We start from the raw sequence: 21,595 nt of genomic DNA, 5'->3' as shown, positions 1-21,595 counted from the left end.
CAATTTTTATTTTTTTCCCCTTGGATGGGAAGCAGCGTGCACTTTTTTTAACTCGGCAATGCTATTATGGGTATACACCTGCGTCGACGCCAAACTCGCATGGCCTAAAAGCTCTTTTACCGAATTTAAATCCGCCCCTTTGTTCAAAAGATGGGTAGCAAAAGTGTGTCTCAGTATATGAGGACTCTTTTTTACCTTGGCGGACACCTCTCTAAAATACCTATTTATTATTCTATAAACAAGGGTTTCATAAATTTTATTGCCCGATTTTGTAAGAAAAACAAAGTCCGTATCAACAACCTTTTCCAAAGAAGAACGCTCCTTGAAATAAGCAACAAAAAACGCTCTTGTTTCTTGCAGCAAAGGAATAATGCGTTCTTTATTGCGTTTCCCCAAAACTTTAACATTGCAGGATTCTAAATCTACATTTACAAGTTTCAAATTAACCAACTCGGCCCTTCTCATACCTGTTGCATAAAGCACATGAACGATCAGTCTATCTCGTATGCCCTCAAAATCATCGGAATAGCTAACCGACGAAAAAACATCTTCCATTTCCGCTTCGGAAAAAGGCGTCCCCAGTTTTTTAGGAATTTTTAAAGCCTTGTGCTTTGCCAAAGGGTTCACATGAATGACACCTACTCTTTGAAGAAATTTATAATATGCCTTTAAGGAAGCCACCTTTCTATTAATGGTCCTATTAGAAATATTATCCTCGGACAGAGAAACCACCCAACTGCGAACAATACTGTAAGGCACCGTGTCTATACAATCAATACCGCAAGAAGACTTACAAAAACTTTCAAATTCCCGAATATCAGAACTATAGGCATTCACCGTATGACCGGAATACTTTTTTTCCAACGAAAGATATTCTACAAACCGATTTAAAGACATACCCAAAGTTAACGAATGTTCTCGCGAAATATGCACAAAAAAAATCCCGCTATTTGCGGGATTTTAATTTTATCATAAAACAAAGTTCCTAGATTTCTTCTTGATCTCTTAAACCTTGAATATACTGTGCTTTTTGAATCTGAGCTCTTCGCTCAACCGAAGGCTTTGTAAACTGTTGACGTTTTCTCAACTGTCTCATTGTACCTGTCTTATCAAACTTTCTTTTGAAACGTTTTAAAGCTCTATCGATGTTTTCTCCTTCTTTTACTGGTATAATTAACATGGGCTACAACCTCCTTTCTTTAGTGATTAAGGGCGCAAATATATGAAGTAATTTTTAATTACCAACTATTCTTCACTATTAAAAAACAATTAGATACAAAAACTAATCGGTCGCAGGACGGTACTCCTTTTTATCTATGACTATTTTCGCTATTATTTCCCTTAAAATCTCAGAGGTTCCCCCTCCAATTGGCCCCAGTCTACTATCTCTTAACAATCTTGCCATAGGATAGTCTTCTATATAACCATATCCACCCAAGAACTGGAGACATTCATAAGCGACCTTGTCCGCCACCTTGGTAGATTTCAATTTTGAAATAGTAGCTTCTTTCACGGCATATTCTCCTTTATTCAGTTTATTCGCTACAAAATAATTGTATTGCTTGCACATTTCTATATCGGCATGCAGATCGGCTACACGGTGACGTAAAGCCTGAAACCTATCTATAGATTTTCCAAAAGCCTCTCTTTCCGACATATACTTCAACGCATATTCCAAGGCGTGTTCTGAACGCGCATGTGCATTGATACCCATTACCAATCGTTCCAAGGCAAAATGCTCCATTATGTACGAAAAGCCCATGTTCTCCTCCCCCATTAAATTAGAAGCGGGCACTTCTACATTATCGAATGCGAGTTCTGCCGTATCAGAGGCCCTCCACCCAAGTTTATTCAACTTACTGGCCGTAACCCCTTTACTTTTTCTATCAACTACAAAAATACTGATACCCTTATTTCCTAAAGAAACATCTGTTTTTGCGGCTACGATCATATAATCGGCGTATACCCCGTTGGTAATAAAGGTCTTTGAGCCATTTAATATATATCCATCTCCTTTTTTAACGGCAGTAGTCCTCATACCAGCAACATCACTTCCTCCAAATGGCTCAGTAACACATAAGCAACCAACCTTTTTACCCTCTACACTTGGGTGCAAATATCGTTGCTTAATATCATCATTGGCCTCTTTGTTCAAATGGGTCATAGCCAAATAAGCGTGCGCCCACATGGCCGCGGCAAAACCTCCTGAATTTATTTTTTGTAATTCCTCTAAAAAAATCACCGTATAAAACAAATCAAGCCCAAGTCCACCATCCTTTTCAGGAGTAGCCAGACCAAAATACCCCATCTCACCAAACTTCTCCCAAATGGAACGATCTATGGCCCCTGCCTTTTCCCATTCCTCTATATGAGGAACAACTTCTTTTTGTAAAAAATCTTTAAGGCTTTGTCTAAATAAAAGATGTTCTTCGGTGAAGTACATACTGCTCATAGCTCTATTTTTTTAGCGACAAATATAAAGGAATTCTCTCAATACGATTAACAGGAAAGTCTTTGATTTTTGTCAATTCCTCAAAAGAATGGATACTTCCATTGAGATTCCTATAATCTACTATGCCTTGAGCGACATGTTTTTGAATATACACTATCTTCGATAATTCACCGACCGACGCTGTATTGATGTCCAATTTTTCGATGAAGGGTGCATTCAATACCCTAAACCGTTTAAAAACCTTTCGAACCACATCGCCCTCTAAACCATAAACATCGTACAGTTGATCCTCTATTAAAAAGCCCCCTAACCTATCTCTGAACTTTAGTATTCTTGCCGAGAGTTTTTCGCCTATACCATTAATGGACATTAAATCTTCTCTCGTTGCTTCATTCAAATCCTTAATTTCATAGCCTTTGACAAAATCATCTTTGGTTTTCACCTTATTATTAGCCGAAACAACTTTCTTCTTATTTTTTGCCCATTCGGGAAATTTAAACCGAGTAGAGATTCTATCCAATAACGAATCTGAAACAAAGGTCACTTTCTGAAATTCTTCTTTAGAGTTCACAAATTTACCTTCTGCCCTAAAATTATGTAGTCGGTCTATTTCATCCACCGACATACCCAAATTATATCCTTTAAAATCAGAAATAAAGTTTGGGTTAAAAGAATAAACGGTTTCCTTTTTCTTCTTTACAAGCTCCTCTTTTAAAAAATCAACTTTTAATTGTGTTTCCTTATCAAGGGTTATGGGTTTCGCCCTGGATACATAACTTTTTTGATATACCCAATAACCAAATTGAATAAGAACCAAAAGTAACAACAAAAAGAAAATCCCACTTCGTTCTTGTTTGTTGAACTTAAAGTGGGATTTTATTTTTTTCATCTGTCTGTATTAAAAACAAATACACCAGATGTATTTTGTTCTATTATGAGCTTACTCAGTGGCTTGCTTTTGTTTTTTAAAAAGTTGATTATTCTTGAGTTTGCCCAAATACTCGCCCAAGTCTTTCTTCACTTCACCGGACATAATATAAAGACCAATAATGTTAGGGAAGGACATTGCCAAGATCATCATATCTGAAAAATCAAGTACAGCACCAAGGCTAACTGAAGCCCCTACCACTACAAACACCAAGAAAAACATTTTATAGACAAACTCTGTTTTCTTACTCTTTCCAAAAAGATAGGTCCAAGCTCTCATTCCGTAATAAGACCAAGATATCATCGTTGAAAACGCAAATAGAAAAACAGCCAAGGCCAAGACGTAAGGGAACCATGATATTTGACTCGCAAAGGCATCAGATGTCAATTGTGCACCTGCCATACCTTCCACTTCGTGCATACCTGTAAATATCAATACCAAAGCAGTTAATGTACAAACAACCACAGTATCTATAAAAGGCTCTAACAACGCAACGAATCCTTCTGATGGCGGATGATTGGTTTTTGCCGTACTATGCGCTATCGCAGCCGAACCCACACCGGCCTCATTGGAGAATGCCGCTCTCTGAAAACCGACTACCAAAACACCAACGATACCTCCTTTTAAAGCAGAAGGACTAAAAGCTCCTTCTATAATGGCCGAAAAAGCGGGACCTATATTCTGAATATTCATTATAATAACCGCCAATGCCGCCAATATGTAAATAGACGCCATAATAGGCACGACCCTACCGGTTACCTTTGCTATACTATTTATTCCACCAATAATAACGACACCTACCAAAACAGCGGTAACAATACCAAACCAAAACCCGTTACCTGCCAACGCAGGAAACTGACCTGCCAATTGTTCAAAAGATTGGTTGGCCTGGAACATATTTCCTCCACCGAAAGAGGCTCCTACCGCCAAAACAGCAAAAACTCCGGCGAGTACTTTCCCCAAACCTTTCATGTTTCGTTTTTCAAGACCATATCTCAAATAATTCATAGGACCTCCAAAAACACGACCATCCGGCAAAATATCTCTATACTTTACACCCAAGGTACATTCTACAAATTTTGAAGACATACCCAACAGACCACAAACAATCATCCAAAAAGTAGCGCCCGCGCCACCTAAGGACACCGCTACCGCAACACCGGCAATATTACCAAGACCAACTGTTCCGGAAACCGCAGTGGCCAAAGCCTGAAAATGCGTAACCTGCCCCGGAGCATCGGGATCATCGTATTTACCTTTAGCCAAATCTATAGAATGCCTGAATCCACGTACATTTATAAAGCCCATTCTAATGGTAAAGAAAGTAGCCCCTAATACCAACCATATTACGATAAAGGGTATATCCTTGGTTACGGGATCACCGTTCGGGTGCGTAATAACCACAGGATCATCATATTGTATTTCCGCAAAAAAATGAGCTCCTTGTTCAATAACATGTTCTTGATTGTTAGAGTTATAAACAACCCCTCCTTCTTTCGTTAAATGTTTTAAGGTACCGCTAGCATCAGCCACAACCGTTTGATCAGGCCCTTTATCATTGGAAATGACAGCAATTGCCTCTCCCTTCTTAACTTTTGCCCCTTCTTGCTTTAACCAAGTCTTAAGCACATATTTGTTATCAACATCTGGAGACCAATTAGGAATGGGTATACGCTTTACATCTGCATACGCTACAGGATCATAAATACCCAGAGCCGCGAATGGATCCCAAAACAAAACAGACCCTAAAGCACCTACCGCAGGGGTCATTGCCCCGTTAAAAACCTCTGTAATCGCTTCTGTCTCCACTTTAAAGACTTTGGTCACCGAAGAACCTTCCGCATCTGTTACCACGACATTATAAGAAACGCCTTCTACTAGGCCAGAGGCTCTTTTTGAAGTAAGTGGAGTTTCTTCATTGCTCCACTTAAAAGAATAGGGCGCCACACCACCTTCAACATCCAACTCTATAACACCATCGTTTATATTGGACGAAGGGTTGTATGTTTTACCTGTTACCGTTAATTCTTGAGAGAACATTATGGCCATAGAAAAAAAGGCCAGTATTGAAAAGTTTATTTTCATGCTATTTAGTAAATTATATCGAGTTAGTTTGGCTTACGAGAGCAATATCTTAAAAAAAACAACGCAATCAAATTTTAAAGTTACATTCCTAACCTAATTTAAACATTTGATTCAACTTATTTATTTGTTCGGGTCGTCCCAAAACTATGACTTTTCCTTTAGGCTTCAATTCTAGATCGGCCTCTGGGTTTATTATATAATTTCCATTAGGATCTATGTAACCAATTATGGTACAGCCTGTTTTCCTTCGTAAATCCAGATCACGCAATGAACTACAATCTACCTGACCAATGAAATCGTCTATTTCTATTTCCTCTAAATTCGTAGTATGTTCACCTTCTAAAGAAAGTTTATCCATAAAAGTTATTAAATCGGGCATCACCACCAAAGACGCCATGTGGTCTCCACCAATTTTATCGGGCATAATTACCTTATCGGCTCCCGCCAACAATAATTTTTTTTGAGATGTCACCAAAGAAGCCCTACTAATTATCGTCATATGTTTATTCATCTGCCTTGCCGAAAGGACCACAAAAAGATTGGTGGCATCTTCTGGCAAAGTAGCAATAAGATATTTTGCCCTCTCTACCCCTGCCGCCATCAGAACATCATCATCGTTGGCATCCCCTTCTACAAAAAGAATGTCTCCATCATGCTTCTCTATAAGCTCTTTATCCCTTTCAATAACCACAAAATTCCGCCTATAGGCCTTTAACCTTTCTACAGCCTGCATTCCATTACGGCCAAATCCGCAAACAACTACATGGTCGGACAAATTATTAATCATGTTCTGCACTTTCTTTTTTTTTAGGGTTTGTAGTGAATTTCTACTTAATATATATTCTGTAATAATAGAGATGGCGAAACCAAAAACAAATACGCTTACAACAATCAAAAGTACCGTAAACACCTTTCCCTCGGGGCCCATTGGCCTTACTTCAGAAAAACCTACGGTGGTTACCGTAATGATTGTCATGTAAAGTGCATCGACCCACGAATAGTCAGAAATAAACCTATACCCCAATACACCTATAAGTAGTACAGCCCACATTAAAAAGAAGGCCAAGTATATTCTAGAACGAAAGAGTTTTACCATAATTAAAGGTCAAAAACAGATGTTCTTTTGGTATAGACCAAATCTTTGATTTTTAACCAAAACGCCAAAAACAAGTATAGGGCAAAGCCGAACCCCAATGTTACAAAAGTGAGATAAATAAAGGATGTTCTAACAACCCTGGCCCTAATACCCAACCTATCTGCAATTCTACCGCAAACCTCAAACCCTCTTTTTTGTAAAAAATGCAATAAATTATAGAATAAGTTCATACCTATAAAATTAGGGTTTTATATTTAATAATTCTGTTCCTACTGCACATTGCAAACATTTATTCTTGTTGCAATAATTATCATACAGTTGCAATATTGCCTGACTGTCCCTGGCATTTTCTATGGAGACCCCTAATTTTATATAGTTCTCTACAATACTATTATTCTCTTTTTCAATATTTTGAATTATATCAAAAAAAGAATCGTTCGGCGTTTCCCCCTTATACCTGATATAGCAAAATTTTAAAGGCACTATGGTATTGATTATCATAAGATCGATAAACTTTTTAGACAAACCCTTAGAGCGGGACCCGGTTGTTTTGCCAAACGTATAATGCGTATTCCAATAATTGCCGGCCCTAATATCGAACAGCTTGTAAACATCCTCCCCATCTGCACTCATAAGTTCTTGAAAAAGATTGTTTTTGTGTGCATAAAGCGCCGCAAACTGCGACAAGCGAATAGTCGGAAAATTAGAAGGCCTTAGTTTAAAGAATGCAGCTTTTAACGTATTTATTTCATCAAAACCATACTTAGCCTTAAAAAACACATAGTTGGTTCTTAGCTCTCGATAATAGCCATCGTTCAGGTCCTCCTTATCCAAAAGACCTGCCAAACCGAGCAATATACTCTCTAAATCGAAAGGTTTGTCAATAAAATGACGGACAATAGAAAAGTCCAAGTACCTTCCTAATTGATAAAAACAGTCTCCGTTCACCTTAGACCCAAAGTTTTTCAGCAATAAGACAAAAAGAACTTTTTCCCAATCGTTATTATACTCTTGCAACAACTTTAAAATTAGATCGGACTTCTGCTCAAGCCGTTCAAAATATAAGCGCTCTTTCCAATTGTCTAAATTAAATTTAGGCAACACATTTATATCGTACCCACAGTTTATAAAACCTACCTTTCTATTGGTGAATAGTTTTTGATAATTTCCCAATAGATCTTGATCTATAATATTCTTAAGCTCCAAGGTGGGTATTTCTGTTCCATCCAATCTATACACAGAAATATCGTCTTCCCAGACTACATGTAAGATAACATTATCATAACCAGGGTCTTCTTGGTGATTATGAACATACCAATCGGAAGACTTTACATGGATCTCGACATTACCGGCCCAAAGTTGTTGACCAATCATGAGTTTGGCATTAAAAAAATCGGGGCCACTAAATTGATTGTGACTACCAACGTTTTGCACTGTAATGTTTTCACTATTAACAGTTTTTAAACCCTCGTTGGACAACTTTTTGAACTTCCAAATGTAATGTAAGAGATCTTCTCTCATTTTATAAAAATATAAAACCCGCACTAAGGCGGGTCTATATTTTCAATTTAAAATTTTATTTACTCCTCTATATCACCTTCCCAGTTCATAAATCCCCCTTGTAGATTATAGGTGTTTTCAAAACCTATACTATTCATTATCGCACATGCCTGACCACTTCTATTGCCAGACCTACAATAAACATAGTAGTTTTTTGATTTATCAAGTTTTTCTAGTTCTTCTATAAACTCTTGCCCTTTGTAAATATCTATATTTTTAGAGCCTGGAATATACCCTTCCTCAATCTCTTCTTCTGTACGAACATCCAGAATAAATGAATTATTGTCATCTTTTAATCGAGAAGCCCATTCTTCTTGTGATAAATCTGCCATAACTAAATATTTTTTTTTCAAAAATAACATATCTATTTTAAACAGCTTAAAAATGGATTTAACAAAAATTTAATCTAAAAATCCCTCATCGATTCCAAAATAAATATACATTTGTATATACAATTATTGTTTACACATGAATGTAGAGGAAGTCATAAAAACGGATAAGAGGATTGCTTTGGACAAACGAACCATTATCCACTTATCTTTAGTTTATAATAAAGTGAACGATCAAATTTCACTTGCATTAAAACCTTTTGAAATATCCGTTCAACAATTTAACGTGTTACGAATTTTAAGAGGACAAGGAGATACACCTGCCAATCTTTCGACCATAAACGATAGAATGGTCACCAAAATGAGCAATACCACAAGATTGGTAGACAAATTATTATCAAAAGGATATGTCAGCCGAAGAGTATGTAAAATCAACAGAAGAAAAGTAGAAATAAAAATAACGGAACAAGGATTAGACATCTTAAACAAAATTGATGGCATACTATTTGAAACTGAAAAACGGATACTAAAAAACTTTAACAAAGAGGAATTAAAAGAACTGAACCTTTTACTCGATAAATTTTAAAATTGATTATGAGTAAAATTATCAAAGACCTGAATTGGCGGTATGCGACCAAATTTTTTGACGAAACAAAAAAGGTGAGTCCCAAGGACTTGGAAACCCTATTGGAAGCCACAAGACTTAGCGCATCCTCATACGGATTGCAACCTTATCATATATATGTAATAGAAGACAAAGAAATTAGAGAGAAATTAAAGTCGGTCTCTTGGAACCAGCCACAAATTACCGATGCCTCCCATCTTATCGTTTTTACCATTAAAAAATCGTTTGGAGAAGAGTTGGTAGATGAATATATAGATAATGTAATAAAAACAAGAGCTATAGAGCACAAATCGATAAAAGGTTACGCCGATTTCATGAAATCGAAACTTATGTTTTTGTCCGGGGAAGAAAAGAACAATTGGACTTCTAGACAAGTGTACTTAGCCCTAGGCAATATTTTAACGGTAGCCGCTTATTTAAAAATAGACACGTGCCCTATAGAGGGTATTGTCAGTGAAAAATATGATGAAATACTAGGTCTTACGGATAAAAACCTAAGTACGGTCGTCGTATTACCAATAGGATACAGATCGGAAAAAGACGACACTCAACATTTTCCGAAAGTCAGATATTCAAAAGAAAAATTATTTACCCATTTATAACTACAATTATTAACAAAAACAATTAAATTTAAAACGATGAAAAAAGCAGTATTTAGCATAGCATTAGCATTGGTTTTCGGATTTACGGCTACCGCTAACTCCCCTATTGATGGAGAGAAAAAAGAGGTGAAAGTAAGCGAAAGCAAAATCACATGGAAAGGTTACAAGGTTACCGGTTCTCACGAAGGCACAATAGCCCTTAAATCGGGCCACCTTATTATAGACAAGAACAAACTAACAGGTGGTGAATTTGTGGTAGACATGACCACTATAACAAACTTGGACATGACCGCCGGCAATGGCAAAGAAAAACTGGAAGGACACTTAAAGTCTGACGATTTTTTTGGTGTAACTAAATACCCAACGGCAAAATTGGTTTTCACCTCAGTGGAACCTATGAACAAAAATTCTTATTCGGTTACAGGTGACCTAACAATAAAAGGCACCACAAAACCCGTCACCTTTGTAGTATCTTTATATGAAAACAAAGCTACGGCTACTTTAAAAGTAGATAGGGCTAAATATGATGTAAGATACGGTTCGGGAAGCTTTTTTGATAACCTGGGAGACAAAACTATTTATGACGAATTTGATCTAGTTGTTGACCTAGCTCTATAAGCGGCTACAAGACAACGATCATTGATGGTTAGTGTTTATTAATCCCCTTGAAGTCTTTTTCAAGGGGATTTTTAATTTTAAGCACAGAAAATTTGCACCTTTAAATTTCCTTCCTATATTTGATGCAATGAAAACAATGAAAAATACTTGGTGGTGGAACAACTTACGACAGCATTCGTGAGCTAGTACTCCATTGAAAAAAATATAGAGGCTTGTCATCACGACAAGCCTTTTTTAATTTATAACGTTTATCATGCACTATACACTTAAGACCTATTCAAAAAAAATACTGGCGGACACCATTACTCCGGTCAGTGTATATTTAAAAATAAGGGACAAATACCCCAACAGTATTTTATTGGAAAGTAGTGATTACCATGCCAATGACAACAGTTTCTCTTATATCTGCTGTAATCCAATAGCCTCTATTAAGGTACAGAACGAAAAAATCATTAAAGAATTTCCTGATGGCTCTAAAGACACTTTAGATGTAAACGACCCTAAAGAGGTTCTAAAGGAAATCGATTCTTTTGGAAAAAACTTTAAAGTAACCGATCAAGACTATAAATTTATCACTAACGGTCTTTTTGGATTTATGGCCTATGACGCCGTTCGGTATTTTGAAGACATAGAAATTTCACGAAAAGAAAATTCGGTCGATATTCCAGATATTTACTATGCCGTTTATCAAAACATAATAGCCATAAACCATTTTAAGAACGAGGCGTACATATTTGCGCATTGTTACGAGACCGATAACAATATATTGGCTATAGAGCGTTTGCTAAATGTAAGAACCTTTGCATCCTATAATTTTTCCAAAGAAGGCCAAGTCGAGACCAATCTTGAAGACGACGAATACAAGCAACATGTAGAACTGGCAAAGAAACATTGTAAACGAGGCGATGTATTTCAATTGGTACTATCTAGAAGGTTTTCTCAAAAATTCAAGGGCGATGAATTCAACGTTTATAGGGCATTACGTTCTATTAACCCTTCACCTTACCTGTTCTTTTTTGATTATGGGGATTTTAAAATTTTCGGTAGTTCACCGGAAGCCCAACTTATAGTCAAAAACGGCAAAGCGGAAATTCATCCTATCGCGGGCACCTACAAACGTACCGGTAATGATGAAAAAGATGCGGAATTGGCAAAAAAACTTGCTGAGGACGACAAAGAAAACAGTGAGCACGTTATGTTGGTAGACCTCGCCCGCAACGATCTTAGCCGTAACGGAAACATGGTAAACGTTGACACCTATAGAGAGGTACAATATTTTTCGCATGTAATACATTTGGTATCCAAGGTTACCGGAATTAAAAAAACCGATATACCGACGCTAAAAATTGTTGCGGATACATTTCCGGCAGGCACCTTGAGTGGTGCCCCAAAACATATGGCCATGCAACTTATCGAGAAATACGAAAAAACAAGCCGTGGTTATTACGGTGGTGCAATTGGTTTTATGGATTTTAAAGGAAACTTTAATCACGCCATAATGATCCGAACCTTTTTAAGCAAAAACCATGAGCTTCACTTTCAGGCAGGTGCAGGCCTTGTAGCTGCTTCCGATGCCGATGATGAGCTACAGGAAACATATAATAAACTAGGAGCATTGAACAAAGCTTTAGAAATAGCTGAAACTATCTAACATGGGAAGAAAGATATTAATGATAGACAATTATGATAGTTTCACATACAACCTAGTGCACTATCTAGAGGATCTTAATTGCGAAGTTGTGGTAAAGCGTAACGACCAGCTAAGTATTGAAGAAGTAGATGATTACGCCGAAATAGTTCTCTCGCCCGGGCCTGGTATTCCCGATGAGGCAGGCCTATTAAAACCTATTATAAAAAAATACGCTTCCTCTAAAAGAATTTTAGGTGTTTGCCTCGGGCAACAGGCCATTGCCGAAGTTTTTGGGGGCAGCTTGGTAAATTTGGACGAAGTCTACCACGGTGTTTCCTCGAAAATAGATATAGTACAGCAAGATTATATTTTTGAAGGAATGCCTAAAGAAATAGAAATCGGCCGTTACCATTCGTGGGTAGTAGACCCAAAACTACCGGATTGCCTAGAAGCGACTTCTTTGGACAAAAACGGACAAATAATGTCTATAAAACATAAGGATTTCGATGTTAGGGCGGTCCAATTTCACCCAGAATCGGTGTTAACACCACAGGGAAAACAAATGTTAAAGAATTGGATCGATCATGGCCCAAAAAAATAATTCACAAGGTATCAATCGTTCGCCTTTAATTACCCATTATCACAATCTTTAGTAAAATGAAAGAAACTTTAAATAAACTGATCAATCACGAAATACTGGAAAAAGAGGATGCCAAACAGGTTTTGGTAAACATTGCCAAGGGCGACTACAACACCAGTCAAATTGCGGCATTCTTAACAGTATATATGATGCGTAGTGTCACCATTGAAGAATTGGAAGGGTTTAGGGACGCCCTTTTAGATCTGTGCCTCGCCGTTGACCTATCTGACTATAATCCTATAGATTTATGCGGTACCGGTGGTGATGGCAAAGACACCTTTAACATTTCTACTTTGGCATCTTTTGTAACTGCCGGCGCAGGTGTACACGTTACCAAACATGGCAATTACGGAGTTTCCTCAAAATGTGGTAGTAGCAATGTAATGGAGTTCTTGGGAATTAAATTCAGCAACGATTCCGATTTCTTAAAAAAATCTATTGAGGACGCAGGAATCTGTGTTTTACACGCCCCTCTATTTCATCCTGCCATGAAAAACGTAGCACCCATCAGAAAAGAATTAGCGGTAAAAACATTTTTTAACATGTTGGGCCCCATGGTTAACCCCGCCTTTCCAAAGAACCAGATGGTGGGTGTTTTTAGCCTAGAACTGGCCAGGATGTATGGGTACCTATATCAAAACACCGACAAAAACTTTACGGTATTACATGCCCTGGACGGATATGATGAGATCAGTCTTACCGGTGATACCAAAACCATATCCAATGGTACGGAAACAATGCTAAAACCTTCAGATTTTGGCATAGATACCATTACCGCCCAAGAAATAAAAGGCGGTGAAAGCATTGAAGAATCCGCTCATATTTTTATGGATGTATTGCATGGTAAGGGAACCGAAGCTCAAAATAACGTAGTTTGTGCCAATGCGGGGGTTGCCATTAGTACCGTTAAAAATATTTCACCAAAAGAAGGTTTTGAGCAGGCCATGGAATCGCTTAGAAGCGGTAAAGGTTTAGAGGCTTTAAAAAAATTACAATCTATCAGTGCGTCATGAATATCCTGGACAAAATAATTGCCGATAAGTATAAAGAGGTAGCTTTAAAAAAAGCCGTAATTCCTACTACACAATTAGAGCGTTCTGTACTTTTCGACAGAAAAGGAAAATCCTTATCAAAAGCACTAAAACAAAGTTCTACCGGTATTATTGCAGAACACAAAAGGCGCTCTCCCTCAAAAGACACCATCAACCAAAATACCAATGTTGGCCAAGTAGCGAAAGGTTACCAAAAAGCAGGTGTATGTGGTATGAGTGTTCTAACGGATATTAAATACTTTGGTGGATCCATCGAAGACCTGTTATTGGCAAGGGCCACGGTAGAAATGCCATTATTACGAAAAGAGTTCATTATCGATGAATATCAAATAATCGAGGCCAAGGCATATGGCGCCGATGTTATCTTATTAATTGCCGCTGTATTGACAAGGCCTGAAATTAAAACTTTCTCGGAATTGGCCAAAAGCTTGGGATTGGACGTACTGCTAGAAGTACATAACGAGGAAGAATTGAACAAATCAGTTATGCCCAGCTTGGACATGTTGGGAGTAAACAACCGAAATCTTAAAACTTTTGAGGTAAGCCTCGATGTCAGCAAAAAACTGTCGGGCTTAATTCCCGACGAGTTCGTAAAAGTATCTGAAAGTGGCATCAGTTCCATTGACGCAATTAAAACTTTGCGAGAATACGATTTTCAAGGTTTTTTAATAGGGGAAAATTTTATGAAAACGGAAAACCCTGGACTAAGTGCATCAAAATTTATTCAAGAACTATCATGAAACTAAAGATTTGTGGCATGAAATATAACCCTCAAGAAGTTGCAGAATTGCAACCCGACTATATGGGGTTTATATTTTGGGAGCCTTCTTCCCGTTACTACCAAGGTTCTCTAACGGGCAAACTTTCGGCAATAGAAAAATTCGGTGTTTTCGTAGATGCACCGATAAAAGACGTTCTTGAAAAAGTAAAAAGCCATACTTTAAGCGGTATTCAACTACATGGTAAGGAAACTCCAGAATACTGTGCCCAACTAAGAAAAGAACTTTCCAATGAAACCGTAGCGGTCATCAAAGTATTTTCCGTCAATGATCAATTCGACTTTTCTACATTGGAACCCTATGAAGACGTGTGCGATTTTTATTTATTTGACACCAAAGGCAAACTGCCCGGAGGAAATGGATATACCTTTGATTGGAAGCTGTTAAAAGATTACCCATCGCAAAAGCCCTATTTTTTAAGTGGAGGAATAGGCTTGGAACATGTAGCGGATATTAAATCATTTCTGAACAGACCAGAATCCAAATATTGTCATGCCCTCGATGTTAACAGTAAATTTGAGGATAAGCCTGGCCTAAAGAATATAGAGAAATTAAAAGAATTCAAATCCATATTGAACATATAGCACCCAATATGAGAATTAATATACATTACTAAGTAAAAGTATTATGAAATATCATGTAGACGAAAAAGGATATTATGGTGAGTTTGGAGGGGCATTTATACCTGAAATGTTATATCCGAACGTAGAGGAACTACGGCAAAAATATATAGAAATCATGTACGAGGAATCTTTTCAGAAAGAATTCCATCAATTATTGAAAGACTATGTAGGTCGCCCTTCTCCCTTATATTATGCCAAGCGCCTTTCTGATAAACATGGGGCGAAAATATATTTAAAAAGAGAAGACCTGAACCATACCGGTGCGCATAAGGTAAACAATACCATTGGACAGATATTAATGGCCAAACGCTTGGGAAAAACCCGAATCATTGCCGAAACCGGGGCTGGTCAACACGGTGTAGCCACAGCTACGGTATGTGCACTAACAGGTATTGAATGTGTGGTATATATGGGAGAGGTAGATATTGCCAGACAAGCACCCAATGTGGCACGCATGAAAATGTTGGGTGCCGAAGTAAGACCCGCACTTTCGGGTAGTAGAACCCTTAAAGATGCCACAAACGAAGCTATTAGAGACTGGATCAACAATCCTGTAGACACCCATTATATTATCGGCTCGGCCATTGGACCTCACCCCTACCCTGATATGGTTACCCGTTTTCAATCTATTATTTCCGAAGAGATAAAATGGCAGTTAAAAGAAAAGGAAGGAAGAGAGAACCCTGATTATGTTATAGCCTGTATTGGTGGAGGCAGCAATGCCGCCGGTACCTATTACCATTTCTTAGATAATACAGAAGTAGGTATTATTGCGGTAGAAGCCGCAGGAAAAGGCGTCAACTCAGGAGAAAGTGCAGCCACCTCGGCTTTAGGAAAAGTAGGAATTATACATGGCTGCAAAACAATGTTGATGCAGACGAACGACGGCCAAATTACCGAGCCCTATTCCATATCCGCAGGTCTCGACTACCCGGGAGTAGGACCAATGCACTCACATTTATACAAATCTGGCAGGGCCGAGTTTTATTCGGCAACGGACGATGAAGCCATGGAGTCCGGTTTAGAACTTTCAAAATTGGAAGGTATTATTCCGGCCATAGAATCATCACATGCCCTAGCTATTTTTAAACACAAAAAATTTGACCCGGACGATATCTTGGTAATTAGCCTATCTGGTCGTGGCGATAAAGATTTACAGACATATATTGACTATTTTAAGTTAGCCTAAGCAATGAACAATAGAATACATACAAAACTAAATTCGGACAAAAAACTACTATCCATCTATTTTACCGCAGGATACCCGCACTTGAACGACACCGTTAAGATTATTCAAGATTTAGAAAACAGTGGTGTAGACATGATAGAGATAGGGCTCCCTTTTAGCGACCCTTTGGCCGACGGCCCTACCATACAGGATAGTTCTACAACCGCACTTAAAAATGGGATGACCACAGAAATTCTGTTCGAGCAGTTACAGGACATCAGAAAAACGGTTTCAATTCCCCTTATAATTATGGGATATTTCAACCCCATGTTACAATTTGGTGTCGAGGAATTTTGTAAAAAATGTCAAGAAATAGGAATAGACGGATTAATAATTCCCGATTTACCCTTGAATGTTTACCAAGAACAATACGAAGCTATTTTTAAAAAGTATGGACTGACCAACGTATTCTTGATTACACCGCAAACCAGTGAGGATCGCATCAAAAAAATAGATGCCGCTTCTAACGGATTTATATATATGGTCAGTTCTGCAAGTGTTACAGGTTCTAAATCAGGTTTTGGCAAGGAACAGGAAAGCTATTTTAAGCGCATTGCATCACTTAACCTAAAACATCCACAAATAGTCGGTTTCGGAATCAAAGACAAAAAAACCTTTGTCCAAGCTACCAAAACCGCTAAAGGTGCCATCATAGGCTCCGCTTTTATTAAGCATCTTACCGCTAACGGAACGGACAATATTGAATCTTTTATAAAATCGATACGATAATATGGACTTTATAAACAACTGGAAACTAATTATTTTACTTTGCCTTACTTTAGGCTTGGCACCATTTTTTCCCGAACCTCATTTATGGGGCAAGATCAAATGGATCGCCGGGGGTGCCAATGGCATGAAATTTATGGATTGGTTCGATGTACTTCTACACGGATTTCCATTTGTTCTCCTACTGCGAAAGATTGCACTCAATCTTTTTAAAAATTAACGCTATTGCCTTGTAGAACTCATATTAATAGAATACTTTTCTAAATATTCTACTATTTTATTCCATGAAAAAATTATACTTCCTATTAGTATTGTTTGCCGTTAACCATACCGCATCTTCTCAAGATTCAACCACCCTAAAATCTCAAGTAAGGCATAGTATCGACGAATTAAAAGATTTTGTAGCAATACCCAACGATGCTACAAACGCCGATGACATAGATGCCAATATTATTTGGCTGCGAAATAAATTTGACCAAAGGGGATTTAATACAAGCATACTGGAAACGGAAAACCTCCCGTTGTTTTTCGCTGCACTCCCTATGGATGACAACAAACCTACCATTCTTTTTTATATGCATCTGGACGGTCAGTCGGTAGATCCGGCCAAGTGGGAACAAAGAAACCCATATGAAATAGCATTAAAATCTAAAAATGGTGATGGCTGGAAAAACGAATCCTTTGCCGACCTAAACGATGACATTGACTATGATTGGCGTTTATTTGGCAGGTCTACATCAGACGACAAGGGCCCTATTGTAATGTTCTTAAACGCTATGGACCTATTAAAAAAGGACCATGTCGATATTCCTTTCAACATTAAGGTCATTCTTGATAGTGAAGAAGAAAAAAGCAGCAAACCATTACCAAAAGCGGTAAAACAATACAGAGAATTGTTAATGGCCGATTTTTTGATTATCAACGATGGTCCGGTACATAGCTCTGGAATGCCTACGGTAGTCTATGGTTGCCGAGGCATCACTACCATGTCTCTAACTACTTTTGGCCCCATAAAACCTCAACATAGCGGACACTATGGCAATTTTGCCCCGAACCCCGGTTTTGAGCTCGCAAAATTACTGGACACTCTCAAAGATGATGATGGGCGAGTTTTGATACCAGGTTACTATGATGGTATCAGCATGGACGAGACTACCCAGAACATATTAAAAAGTGTGCCGGACAACGACCAAGAAATTGCCGACAGGTTACAATTTAAGTCTGCCGACAAAGTCGGTAGTTTTTACCAAGAGGCCTTGCAGTTTCCAAGTTTAAACTTGCGCGGACTAGGTTCAGGATGGATCGGAGAACAGGCCAGAACCATTGTTCCCGCTACAGCTACAGCAGAATTGGACATGAGATTGGTACCGGAATCCGACGGAAACAGGCTAAAATCACTTGTAAAAGAACATATTAAAAAACAAGGTTTCTTTATTACGGAAACAGAGCCTACCAAAGACCAAAGACTGGCACACGACAAAATTGTCATGATAAAAGAAGGATCCGTAACAGATGCTTTTAGAACCGACCTCAACAACCCATACGGCAATTTTATAGTTAATACCCTTAAAAACAAGTTCAACGAAGAAGTGGTGCAGATCAGAACCATGGGAGGTACCGTGCCTATAGCCCCTTTTGTAAACGAGCTTAAGATTCCCGCGTTTCTCGTTCCTCTTGTAAATGCCGACAACAATCAGCACAGCCCAAATGAAAATATACGAATCGGACAAATAGCCTATGGTATTCAAGTTTTTTATGAAATTCTGAGTACCGCCCCTACCGAATAATAAGATAACACCTTTTTACAGAAGGCTACAAAAACCTTGAATCAACAAACAATATATTTCATCAACCATATTAGAACTTAAGGTATAACACAAAAGACCCGAGCTATTATAAAAGCCCGGGTCTTTTTTTTATTATAAGAATGTAAGACTATGCAGAGTTTCTACTTGCATTAATGTTACCATACAGGGATCGTGTAACAATTTTCTCATAGAGCTCTTTATGTGGAGAGCCATTACCAATTTTTTGCAAGGCATATTGCTGTATCACCAATAATGGCAAAACAATATTTTCCCTAATTTTGATAGACTCTCTCGAAATGGCTTCTTTCTCCATAAGAATCTCCATACCTGAAAGTTTCAACAACATCTTTTTAGAAAGTTTGTACTCATCATATAGAATATCCCAAAATTCACCATACTCCTTGTCCTCTTTCATATAGCTGGTCAGCTCAAAATAACATTTAGAAAGACTCATCATACTGTTCATCATCAAGGCCTGAAAAAATGGTACTTCGTCATACAATTTTTTGGCTTCCGCGAATCTTCCTTCATCATCCCATTTCTTTAGCGCAGAACCGATACCAAAGTACCCCGGAACATTCTGTTTTAACTGGCTCCAAGAACCAACGAAAGATATTGCCCTTAGGTCTGTCAACTCCAATTTCGCCTTGTTACCACGTTTGCCCGGTCTACTTCCAATATTTGCCTTGGTATAATATTTTAAGGTACTCATATTCTCCAAGTACGGCATAAACTTATCATGATGTTTTAAGGCATCGTATTTGGCAAAACTGAGTTCGGACAGTTCTTCTATAAGTTTTCTTGATTCTTCAGAAATTGTAATTTCCTTACCTAATATGGTATTGGATAGGCCAGCCGTCAACAACTGTTCGCTATTATAAATAAACTGTTCTTTTGTTCCGTACGTACTGGTAATGGTCTGCCCTTGAATGGTCAACTGAATTTCATTATTGGCCACTTTACTGGTCTGGGCCGCATAAAAACGGTGTGTTTTTCCTCCACCCCTTGCTGGTGGACCTCCCCTACCATCAAAGAAAATAGCAGAAATACCATTCTTGTTACAAACATCTGAGAGTGTTTCCTTAGTTTTTAATATAGACCAATTCGCCTTAAGATACCCTCCATCTTTGGTACCGTCCGAGAAGCCCAACATTATTGTTTGTTTGTTTCCGCGAGCGGCAAGATGTTGTCTGTACACCTCTAGATCAAAAAGTTGCTGCATGGTTGCTTCGGCATTTTCCATTCCGTTCATCGTCTCGAACAAAGGAACAATATCAAAGGTTATTTTTTTATCGCCCCAACCGCACCATCTAAACAATGCATATACAAATAGAATACTGTATATATCCTCGGAATTACTAATAATATACCTATTACAACCTTCTTCCCCGTTCTTTTTCTGTATTACGGGCAATTGAGAAATGTTGACAATAGTATCTTTTACTATATCCTCTTCAAAATCTTCTGGAGCCAGTTCAAAATTCTCATGTATTAAAATCTCAATCAGTTCTTCTTCCGATAATTCTTGAACGTTCTCTTTTACAAATCCCTTTTTCTTTAGCACTTCATTCATCACTTTAGTATGAATGCTATGGTCTTGCCTAATATCAATGGTTGCAAAATGGGTTTTAAATATTTTTACCTTATCGATAAATTTATCCAAATCCTTTAAATAAAGGTTATGGTATTTATTTACCAAAGCCTCCCTTATTTGAAGCAAAGGATTTATGATATCATCATAACCTACATCTTTTGAGCTATCGAACATCGCCGTATATAGATTGCTTCTCAGTTTATTCAAGGGCTCTTGAACATCTTTGAAAGTAAGCTTATACTGTAAGCGTTTTAAATCGTTATAATAGCATTTCATCAACGTTAGCCGAAGCTCGTTCATTACGTCTTTAGTAATTTTGGCTGTAACAAAAGGGTTTCCGTCCCTATCTCCTCCTGGCCAAAAACCTAATTTCACAATATCGTGGTTCTCAAAATTCCATGATCCCGCACTCCCTTTTATATAGGCATATAAATCTCCTATGGCATCATAATATACATGCCGTAAGGTGTATATAATATTTTTTGCCTCATCTAACGGAGTTGGTTTTTTTGCATTGATCAACGATGTAAGCCCCAGTTGTTGCAAGGCCACATCTATTTCGTCTATCCTATCTTCTAAAATAAGCGTTCTAAGATTCGTAATTATATCTAGAACGGCAGGTGTATAAAATTGTGTCGGGTGTGCCGTAAGCACTATTCTAGCACTAAAATTATTAAGTTTATCACCTATATTCTCCCAAGTACCGTTTCTTTCAACCAACTGAAAATAATCTCTAAGAGACAAAGAACTTGTATGTCTATGTAATTTAGGAAAAGCCGCATCTTCTACACTATCGTACAAAACCACCTGTCTCTCTACGTACTGAATGATGCGAAACATAAAGTCTATTCTCTCTTCCTCAGATTTTAGATCCGCGTATTTTTCAAAAAACTCCTCTAAAATCTCTTTTGGGTTCAACCCCTCTTTAAGTCGCTTCTGAGATTGATCCATTAACAGAGGAATCAACATACCAACATTTTCAATGTGTCTATAAGGTAAATTAAGAAATAGACTATTGTATACATTGAACTTATTCTGTACAGACTTTTTAAACTCCTCTAATCTTTCTGATTGTTGCATATAACGTTCGTTATTTTTCTATTGTTTAGACATTCATGGAATCTCATTTTAGAATATAAATATCGATATTCTAGAGTAATCATGGGCACGAATATTCTTAAATAACAAAATAGATTTCCTTTACCACAAAAACAACAGTT

The 21,595-nt window shown here is 37.8% G+C and carries 22 protein-coding genes; 12 read left to right on the top strand and 10 right to left on the bottom strand.

Annotated features, from left to right (window positions below; all coding sequences use genetic code 11):
• Window positions 1-6: 6 nt before the first annotated feature.
• The 9 genes from J8L85_RS17255 to J8L85_RS17215 all read right to left on the bottom strand — a co-directional run bounded on the left by J8L85_RS17255 (window position 7) and on the right by J8L85_RS17215 (window position 8,453).
• Window positions 7-897: a tyrosine-type recombinase/integrase gene (locus tag J8L85_RS17255; protein ID WP_211019405.1), complete on the bottom strand. Its 891-nt coding sequence runs from the start codon at window positions 895-897 to the stop codon at window positions 7-9.
• Window positions 898-985: 88 nt separating this feature from the next.
• The gene (rpsU, locus tag J8L85_RS17250) at window positions 986-1,180 is read right to left on the bottom strand and encodes a 30S ribosomal protein S21 (RefSeq protein WP_047244701.1); all 195 of its coding nucleotides are present in this window, start codon (window positions 1,178-1,180) and stop codon (window positions 986-988) included.
• Between the two features lie 102 nt (window positions 1,181-1,282).
• Window positions 1,283-2,452, bottom strand: coding sequence for an acyl-CoA dehydrogenase family protein (locus J8L85_RS17245; protein ID WP_211019403.1), 1,170 nt, complete (start codon window positions 2,450-2,452; stop codon window positions 1,283-1,285).
• Window positions 2,453-2,456: 4 nt separating this feature from the next.
• Window positions 2,457-3,341, bottom strand: coding sequence for a helix-hairpin-helix domain-containing protein (locus J8L85_RS17240; protein WP_211019400.1), 885 nt, complete (start codon window positions 3,339-3,341; stop codon window positions 2,457-2,459).
• Between the two features lie 51 nt (window positions 3,342-3,392).
• Window positions 3,393-5,465: an amino acid carrier protein gene (locus J8L85_RS17235; protein WP_211019398.1), complete on the bottom strand. Its 2,073-nt coding sequence runs from the start codon at window positions 5,463-5,465 to the stop codon at window positions 3,393-3,395.
• Between the two features lie 88 nt (window positions 5,466-5,553).
• On the bottom strand, window positions 5,554-6,561 hold the full coding sequence (locus J8L85_RS17230) for a potassium channel protein (RefSeq protein WP_211019397.1): 1,008 nt from the start codon (window positions 6,559-6,561) through the stop codon (window positions 5,554-5,556).
• 2 nt (window positions 6,562-6,563) lie between these two features.
• The gene (locus J8L85_RS17225) at window positions 6,564-6,791 is read right to left on the bottom strand and encodes a PspC domain-containing protein (protein WP_211019395.1); all 228 of its coding nucleotides are present in this window, start codon (window positions 6,789-6,791) and stop codon (window positions 6,564-6,566) included.
• A 10-nt stretch (window positions 6,792-6,801) separates the two neighbouring features.
• Window positions 6,802-8,082 carry a DUF2851 family protein gene (locus tag J8L85_RS17220; RefSeq protein WP_211019394.1) on the bottom strand — a complete coding sequence of 427 codons (1,281 nt, stop codon included), beginning with the start codon at window positions 8,080-8,082 and terminating at the stop codon, window positions 6,802-6,804.
• Window positions 8,083-8,141: 59 nt separating this feature from the next.
• Window positions 8,142-8,453 carry a rhodanese-like domain-containing protein gene (locus J8L85_RS17215; RefSeq protein ID WP_211019393.1) on the bottom strand — a complete coding sequence of 104 codons (312 nt, stop codon included), beginning with the start codon at window positions 8,451-8,453 and terminating at the stop codon, window positions 8,142-8,144.
• A gap of 136 nt (window positions 8,454-8,589) precedes the next feature.
• Between J8L85_RS17215 and J8L85_RS17210 the strand changes: the two genes are divergently transcribed.
• The 12 genes from J8L85_RS17210 (at window position 8,590) to J8L85_RS17155 (ending at window position 18,760) form a co-directional block, all read left to right on the top strand.
• The gene (locus tag J8L85_RS17210; RefSeq protein WP_211019392.1) at window positions 8,590-9,036 is read left to right on the top strand and encodes a MarR family transcriptional regulator; all 447 of its coding nucleotides are present in this window, start codon (window positions 8,590-8,592) and stop codon (window positions 9,034-9,036) included.
• An 8-nt stretch (window positions 9,037-9,044) separates the two neighbouring features.
• Window positions 9,045-9,677 carry an NAD(P)H-dependent oxidoreductase gene (locus J8L85_RS17205; protein ID WP_211019391.1) on the top strand — a complete coding sequence of 211 codons (633 nt, stop codon included), beginning with the start codon at window positions 9,045-9,047 and terminating at the stop codon, window positions 9,675-9,677.
• A gap of 36 nt (window positions 9,678-9,713) precedes the next feature.
• The gene (locus J8L85_RS17200; RefSeq protein WP_211019390.1) at window positions 9,714-10,295 is read left to right on the top strand and encodes a YceI family protein; all 582 of its coding nucleotides are present in this window, start codon (window positions 9,714-9,716) and stop codon (window positions 10,293-10,295) included.
• A 253-nt stretch (window positions 10,296-10,548) separates the two neighbouring features.
• A complete protein-coding gene (locus J8L85_RS17195) occupies window positions 10,549-11,946 on the top strand; it encodes an anthranilate synthase component I family protein (RefSeq protein ID WP_211019389.1) in 1,398 nt (465 codons plus the stop codon).
• A gap of 1 nt (window position 11,947) precedes the next feature.
• Complete coding sequence (locus J8L85_RS17190; protein ID WP_211019387.1) at window positions 11,948-12,526, top strand: aminodeoxychorismate/anthranilate synthase component II; 579 nt, start codon at window positions 11,948-11,950, stop codon at window positions 12,524-12,526.
• Window positions 12,527-12,582: 56 nt separating this feature from the next.
• Complete coding sequence (trpD, locus tag J8L85_RS17185) at window positions 12,583-13,578, top strand: anthranilate phosphoribosyltransferase (protein ID WP_211019384.1); 996 nt, start codon at window positions 12,583-12,585, stop codon at window positions 13,576-13,578.
• Window positions 13,575-14,357 carry an indole-3-glycerol phosphate synthase TrpC gene (gene trpC, locus J8L85_RS17180; RefSeq protein ID WP_211019382.1) on the top strand — a complete coding sequence of 261 codons (783 nt, stop codon included), beginning with the start codon at window positions 13,575-13,577 and terminating at the stop codon, window positions 14,355-14,357. The genes trpD and trpC overlap by 4 nt, the downstream gene beginning before the upstream one ends.
• Window positions 14,354-14,980, top strand: a complete 627-nt coding sequence (locus J8L85_RS17175) for a phosphoribosylanthranilate isomerase (protein WP_211019380.1) — start codon at window positions 14,354-14,356, stop codon at window positions 14,978-14,980. The genes trpC and J8L85_RS17175 overlap by 4 nt, the downstream gene beginning before the upstream one ends.
• Window positions 14,981-15,023: 43 nt before the next feature.
• A complete protein-coding gene (gene trpB / locus J8L85_RS17170) occupies window positions 15,024-16,208 on the top strand; it encodes a tryptophan synthase subunit beta (RefSeq protein WP_211019377.1) in 1,185 nt (394 codons plus the stop codon).
• Window positions 16,209-16,211: 3 nt separating this feature from the next.
• The gene (gene trpA / locus J8L85_RS17165; protein ID WP_211019376.1) at window positions 16,212-16,976 is read left to right on the top strand and encodes a tryptophan synthase subunit alpha; all 765 of its coding nucleotides are present in this window, start codon (window positions 16,212-16,214) and stop codon (window positions 16,974-16,976) included.
• A 1-nt stretch (window position 16,977) separates the two neighbouring features.
• The gene (locus tag J8L85_RS17160; RefSeq protein WP_211019374.1) at window positions 16,978-17,193 is read left to right on the top strand and encodes a hypothetical protein; all 216 of its coding nucleotides are present in this window, start codon (window positions 16,978-16,980) and stop codon (window positions 17,191-17,193) included.
• Window positions 17,194-17,257: 64 nt separating this feature from the next.
• On the top strand, window positions 17,258-18,760 hold the full coding sequence (locus tag J8L85_RS17155) for a M20/M25/M40 family metallo-hydrolase (RefSeq protein WP_211019372.1): 1,503 nt from the start codon (window positions 17,258-17,260) through the stop codon (window positions 18,758-18,760).
• Between the two features lie 148 nt (window positions 18,761-18,908).
• Here J8L85_RS17155 and J8L85_RS17150 read toward each other — a convergent pair whose 3' ends face one another.
• Window positions 18,909-21,455, bottom strand: coding sequence for a phosphoenolpyruvate carboxylase (locus J8L85_RS17150; RefSeq protein WP_211019371.1), 2,547 nt, complete (start codon window positions 21,453-21,455; stop codon window positions 18,909-18,911).
• Window positions 21,456-21,595: the final 140 nt, after the last annotated feature.

Source organism: Maribacter sp. MMG018 (genome assembly GCF_018100785.1).
Taxonomy (GTDB): Bacteria; Bacteroidota; Bacteroidia; order Flavobacteriales; family Flavobacteriaceae; genus Maribacter.
This window is presented reverse-complemented; position numbering and strand designations above follow the sequence as displayed.

What these genes read in the sequence shown, in the direction of transcription:
- J8L85_RS17150 (WP_211019371.1), bottom strand. Translation starts at nt 21,455, where the DNA reads ATGCAACAATCAGAAAGATTAGAGGAGTTTAAAAAGTCTGTACAGAAT.
- trpC (WP_211019382.1), top strand. Translation starts at nt 13,575, where the DNA reads ATGAATATCCTGGACAAAATAATTGCCGATAAGTATAAAGAGGTAGCT.
- J8L85_RS17230 (WP_211019397.1), bottom strand. Translation starts at nt 6,561, where the DNA reads ATGGTAAAACTCTTTCGTTCTAGAATATACTTGGCCTTCTTTTTAATG.
- rpsU (WP_047244701.1), bottom strand. Translation starts at nt 1,180, where the DNA reads ATGTTAATTATACCAGTAAAAGAAGGAGAAAACATCGATAGAGCTTTA.
- J8L85_RS17220 (WP_211019394.1), bottom strand. Translation starts at nt 8,082, where the DNA reads ATGAGAGAAGATCTCTTACATTACATTTGGAAGTTCAAAAAGTTGTCC.
- J8L85_RS17215 (WP_211019393.1), bottom strand. Translation starts at nt 8,453, where the DNA reads ATGGCAGATTTATCACAAGAAGAATGGGCTTCTCGATTAAAAGATGAC.
- J8L85_RS17195 (WP_211019389.1), top strand. Translation starts at nt 10,549, where the DNA reads ATGCACTATACACTTAAGACCTATTCAAAAAAAATACTGGCGGACACC.
- trpD (WP_211019384.1), top strand. Translation starts at nt 12,583, where the DNA reads ATGAAAGAAACTTTAAATAAACTGATCAATCACGAAATACTGGAAAAA.
- J8L85_RS17190 (WP_211019387.1), top strand. Translation starts at nt 11,948, where the DNA reads ATGGGAAGAAAGATATTAATGATAGACAATTATGATAGTTTCACATAC.
- J8L85_RS17205 (WP_211019391.1), top strand. Translation starts at nt 9,045, where the DNA reads ATGAGTAAAATTATCAAAGACCTGAATTGGCGGTATGCGACCAAATTT.
- trpA (WP_211019376.1), top strand. Translation starts at nt 16,212, where the DNA reads ATGAACAATAGAATACATACAAAACTAAATTCGGACAAAAAACTACTA.
- J8L85_RS17175 (WP_211019380.1), top strand. Translation starts at nt 14,354, where the DNA reads ATGAAACTAAAGATTTGTGGCATGAAATATAACCCTCAAGAAGTTGCA.
- J8L85_RS17255 (WP_211019405.1), bottom strand. Translation starts at nt 897, where the DNA reads ATGTCTTTAAATCGGTTTGTAGAATATCTTTCGTTGGAAAAAAAGTAT.
- J8L85_RS17245 (WP_211019403.1), bottom strand. Translation starts at nt 2,452, where the DNA reads ATGAGCAGTATGTACTTCACCGAAGAACATCTTTTATTTAGACAAAGC.
- J8L85_RS17210 (WP_211019392.1), top strand. Translation starts at nt 8,590, where the DNA reads ATGAATGTAGAGGAAGTCATAAAAACGGATAAGAGGATTGCTTTGGAC.
- trpB (WP_211019377.1), top strand. Translation starts at nt 15,024, where the DNA reads ATGAAATATCATGTAGACGAAAAAGGATATTATGGTGAGTTTGGAGGG.
- J8L85_RS17235 (WP_211019398.1), bottom strand. Translation starts at nt 5,465, where the DNA reads ATGAAAATAAACTTTTCAATACTGGCCTTTTTTTCTATGGCCATAATG.
- J8L85_RS17200 (WP_211019390.1), top strand. Translation starts at nt 9,714, where the DNA reads ATGAAAAAAGCAGTATTTAGCATAGCATTAGCATTGGTTTTCGGATTT.
- J8L85_RS17225 (WP_211019395.1), bottom strand. Translation starts at nt 6,791, where the DNA reads ATGAACTTATTCTATAATTTATTGCATTTTTTACAAAAAAGAGGGTTT.
- J8L85_RS17240 (WP_211019400.1), bottom strand. Translation starts at nt 3,341, where the DNA reads ATGAAAAAAATAAAATCCCACTTTAAGTTCAACAAACAAGAACGAAGT.
- J8L85_RS17160 (WP_211019374.1), top strand. Translation starts at nt 16,978, where the DNA reads ATGGACTTTATAAACAACTGGAAACTAATTATTTTACTTTGCCTTACT.
- J8L85_RS17155 (WP_211019372.1), top strand. Translation starts at nt 17,258, where the DNA reads ATGAAAAAATTATACTTCCTATTAGTATTGTTTGCCGTTAACCATACC.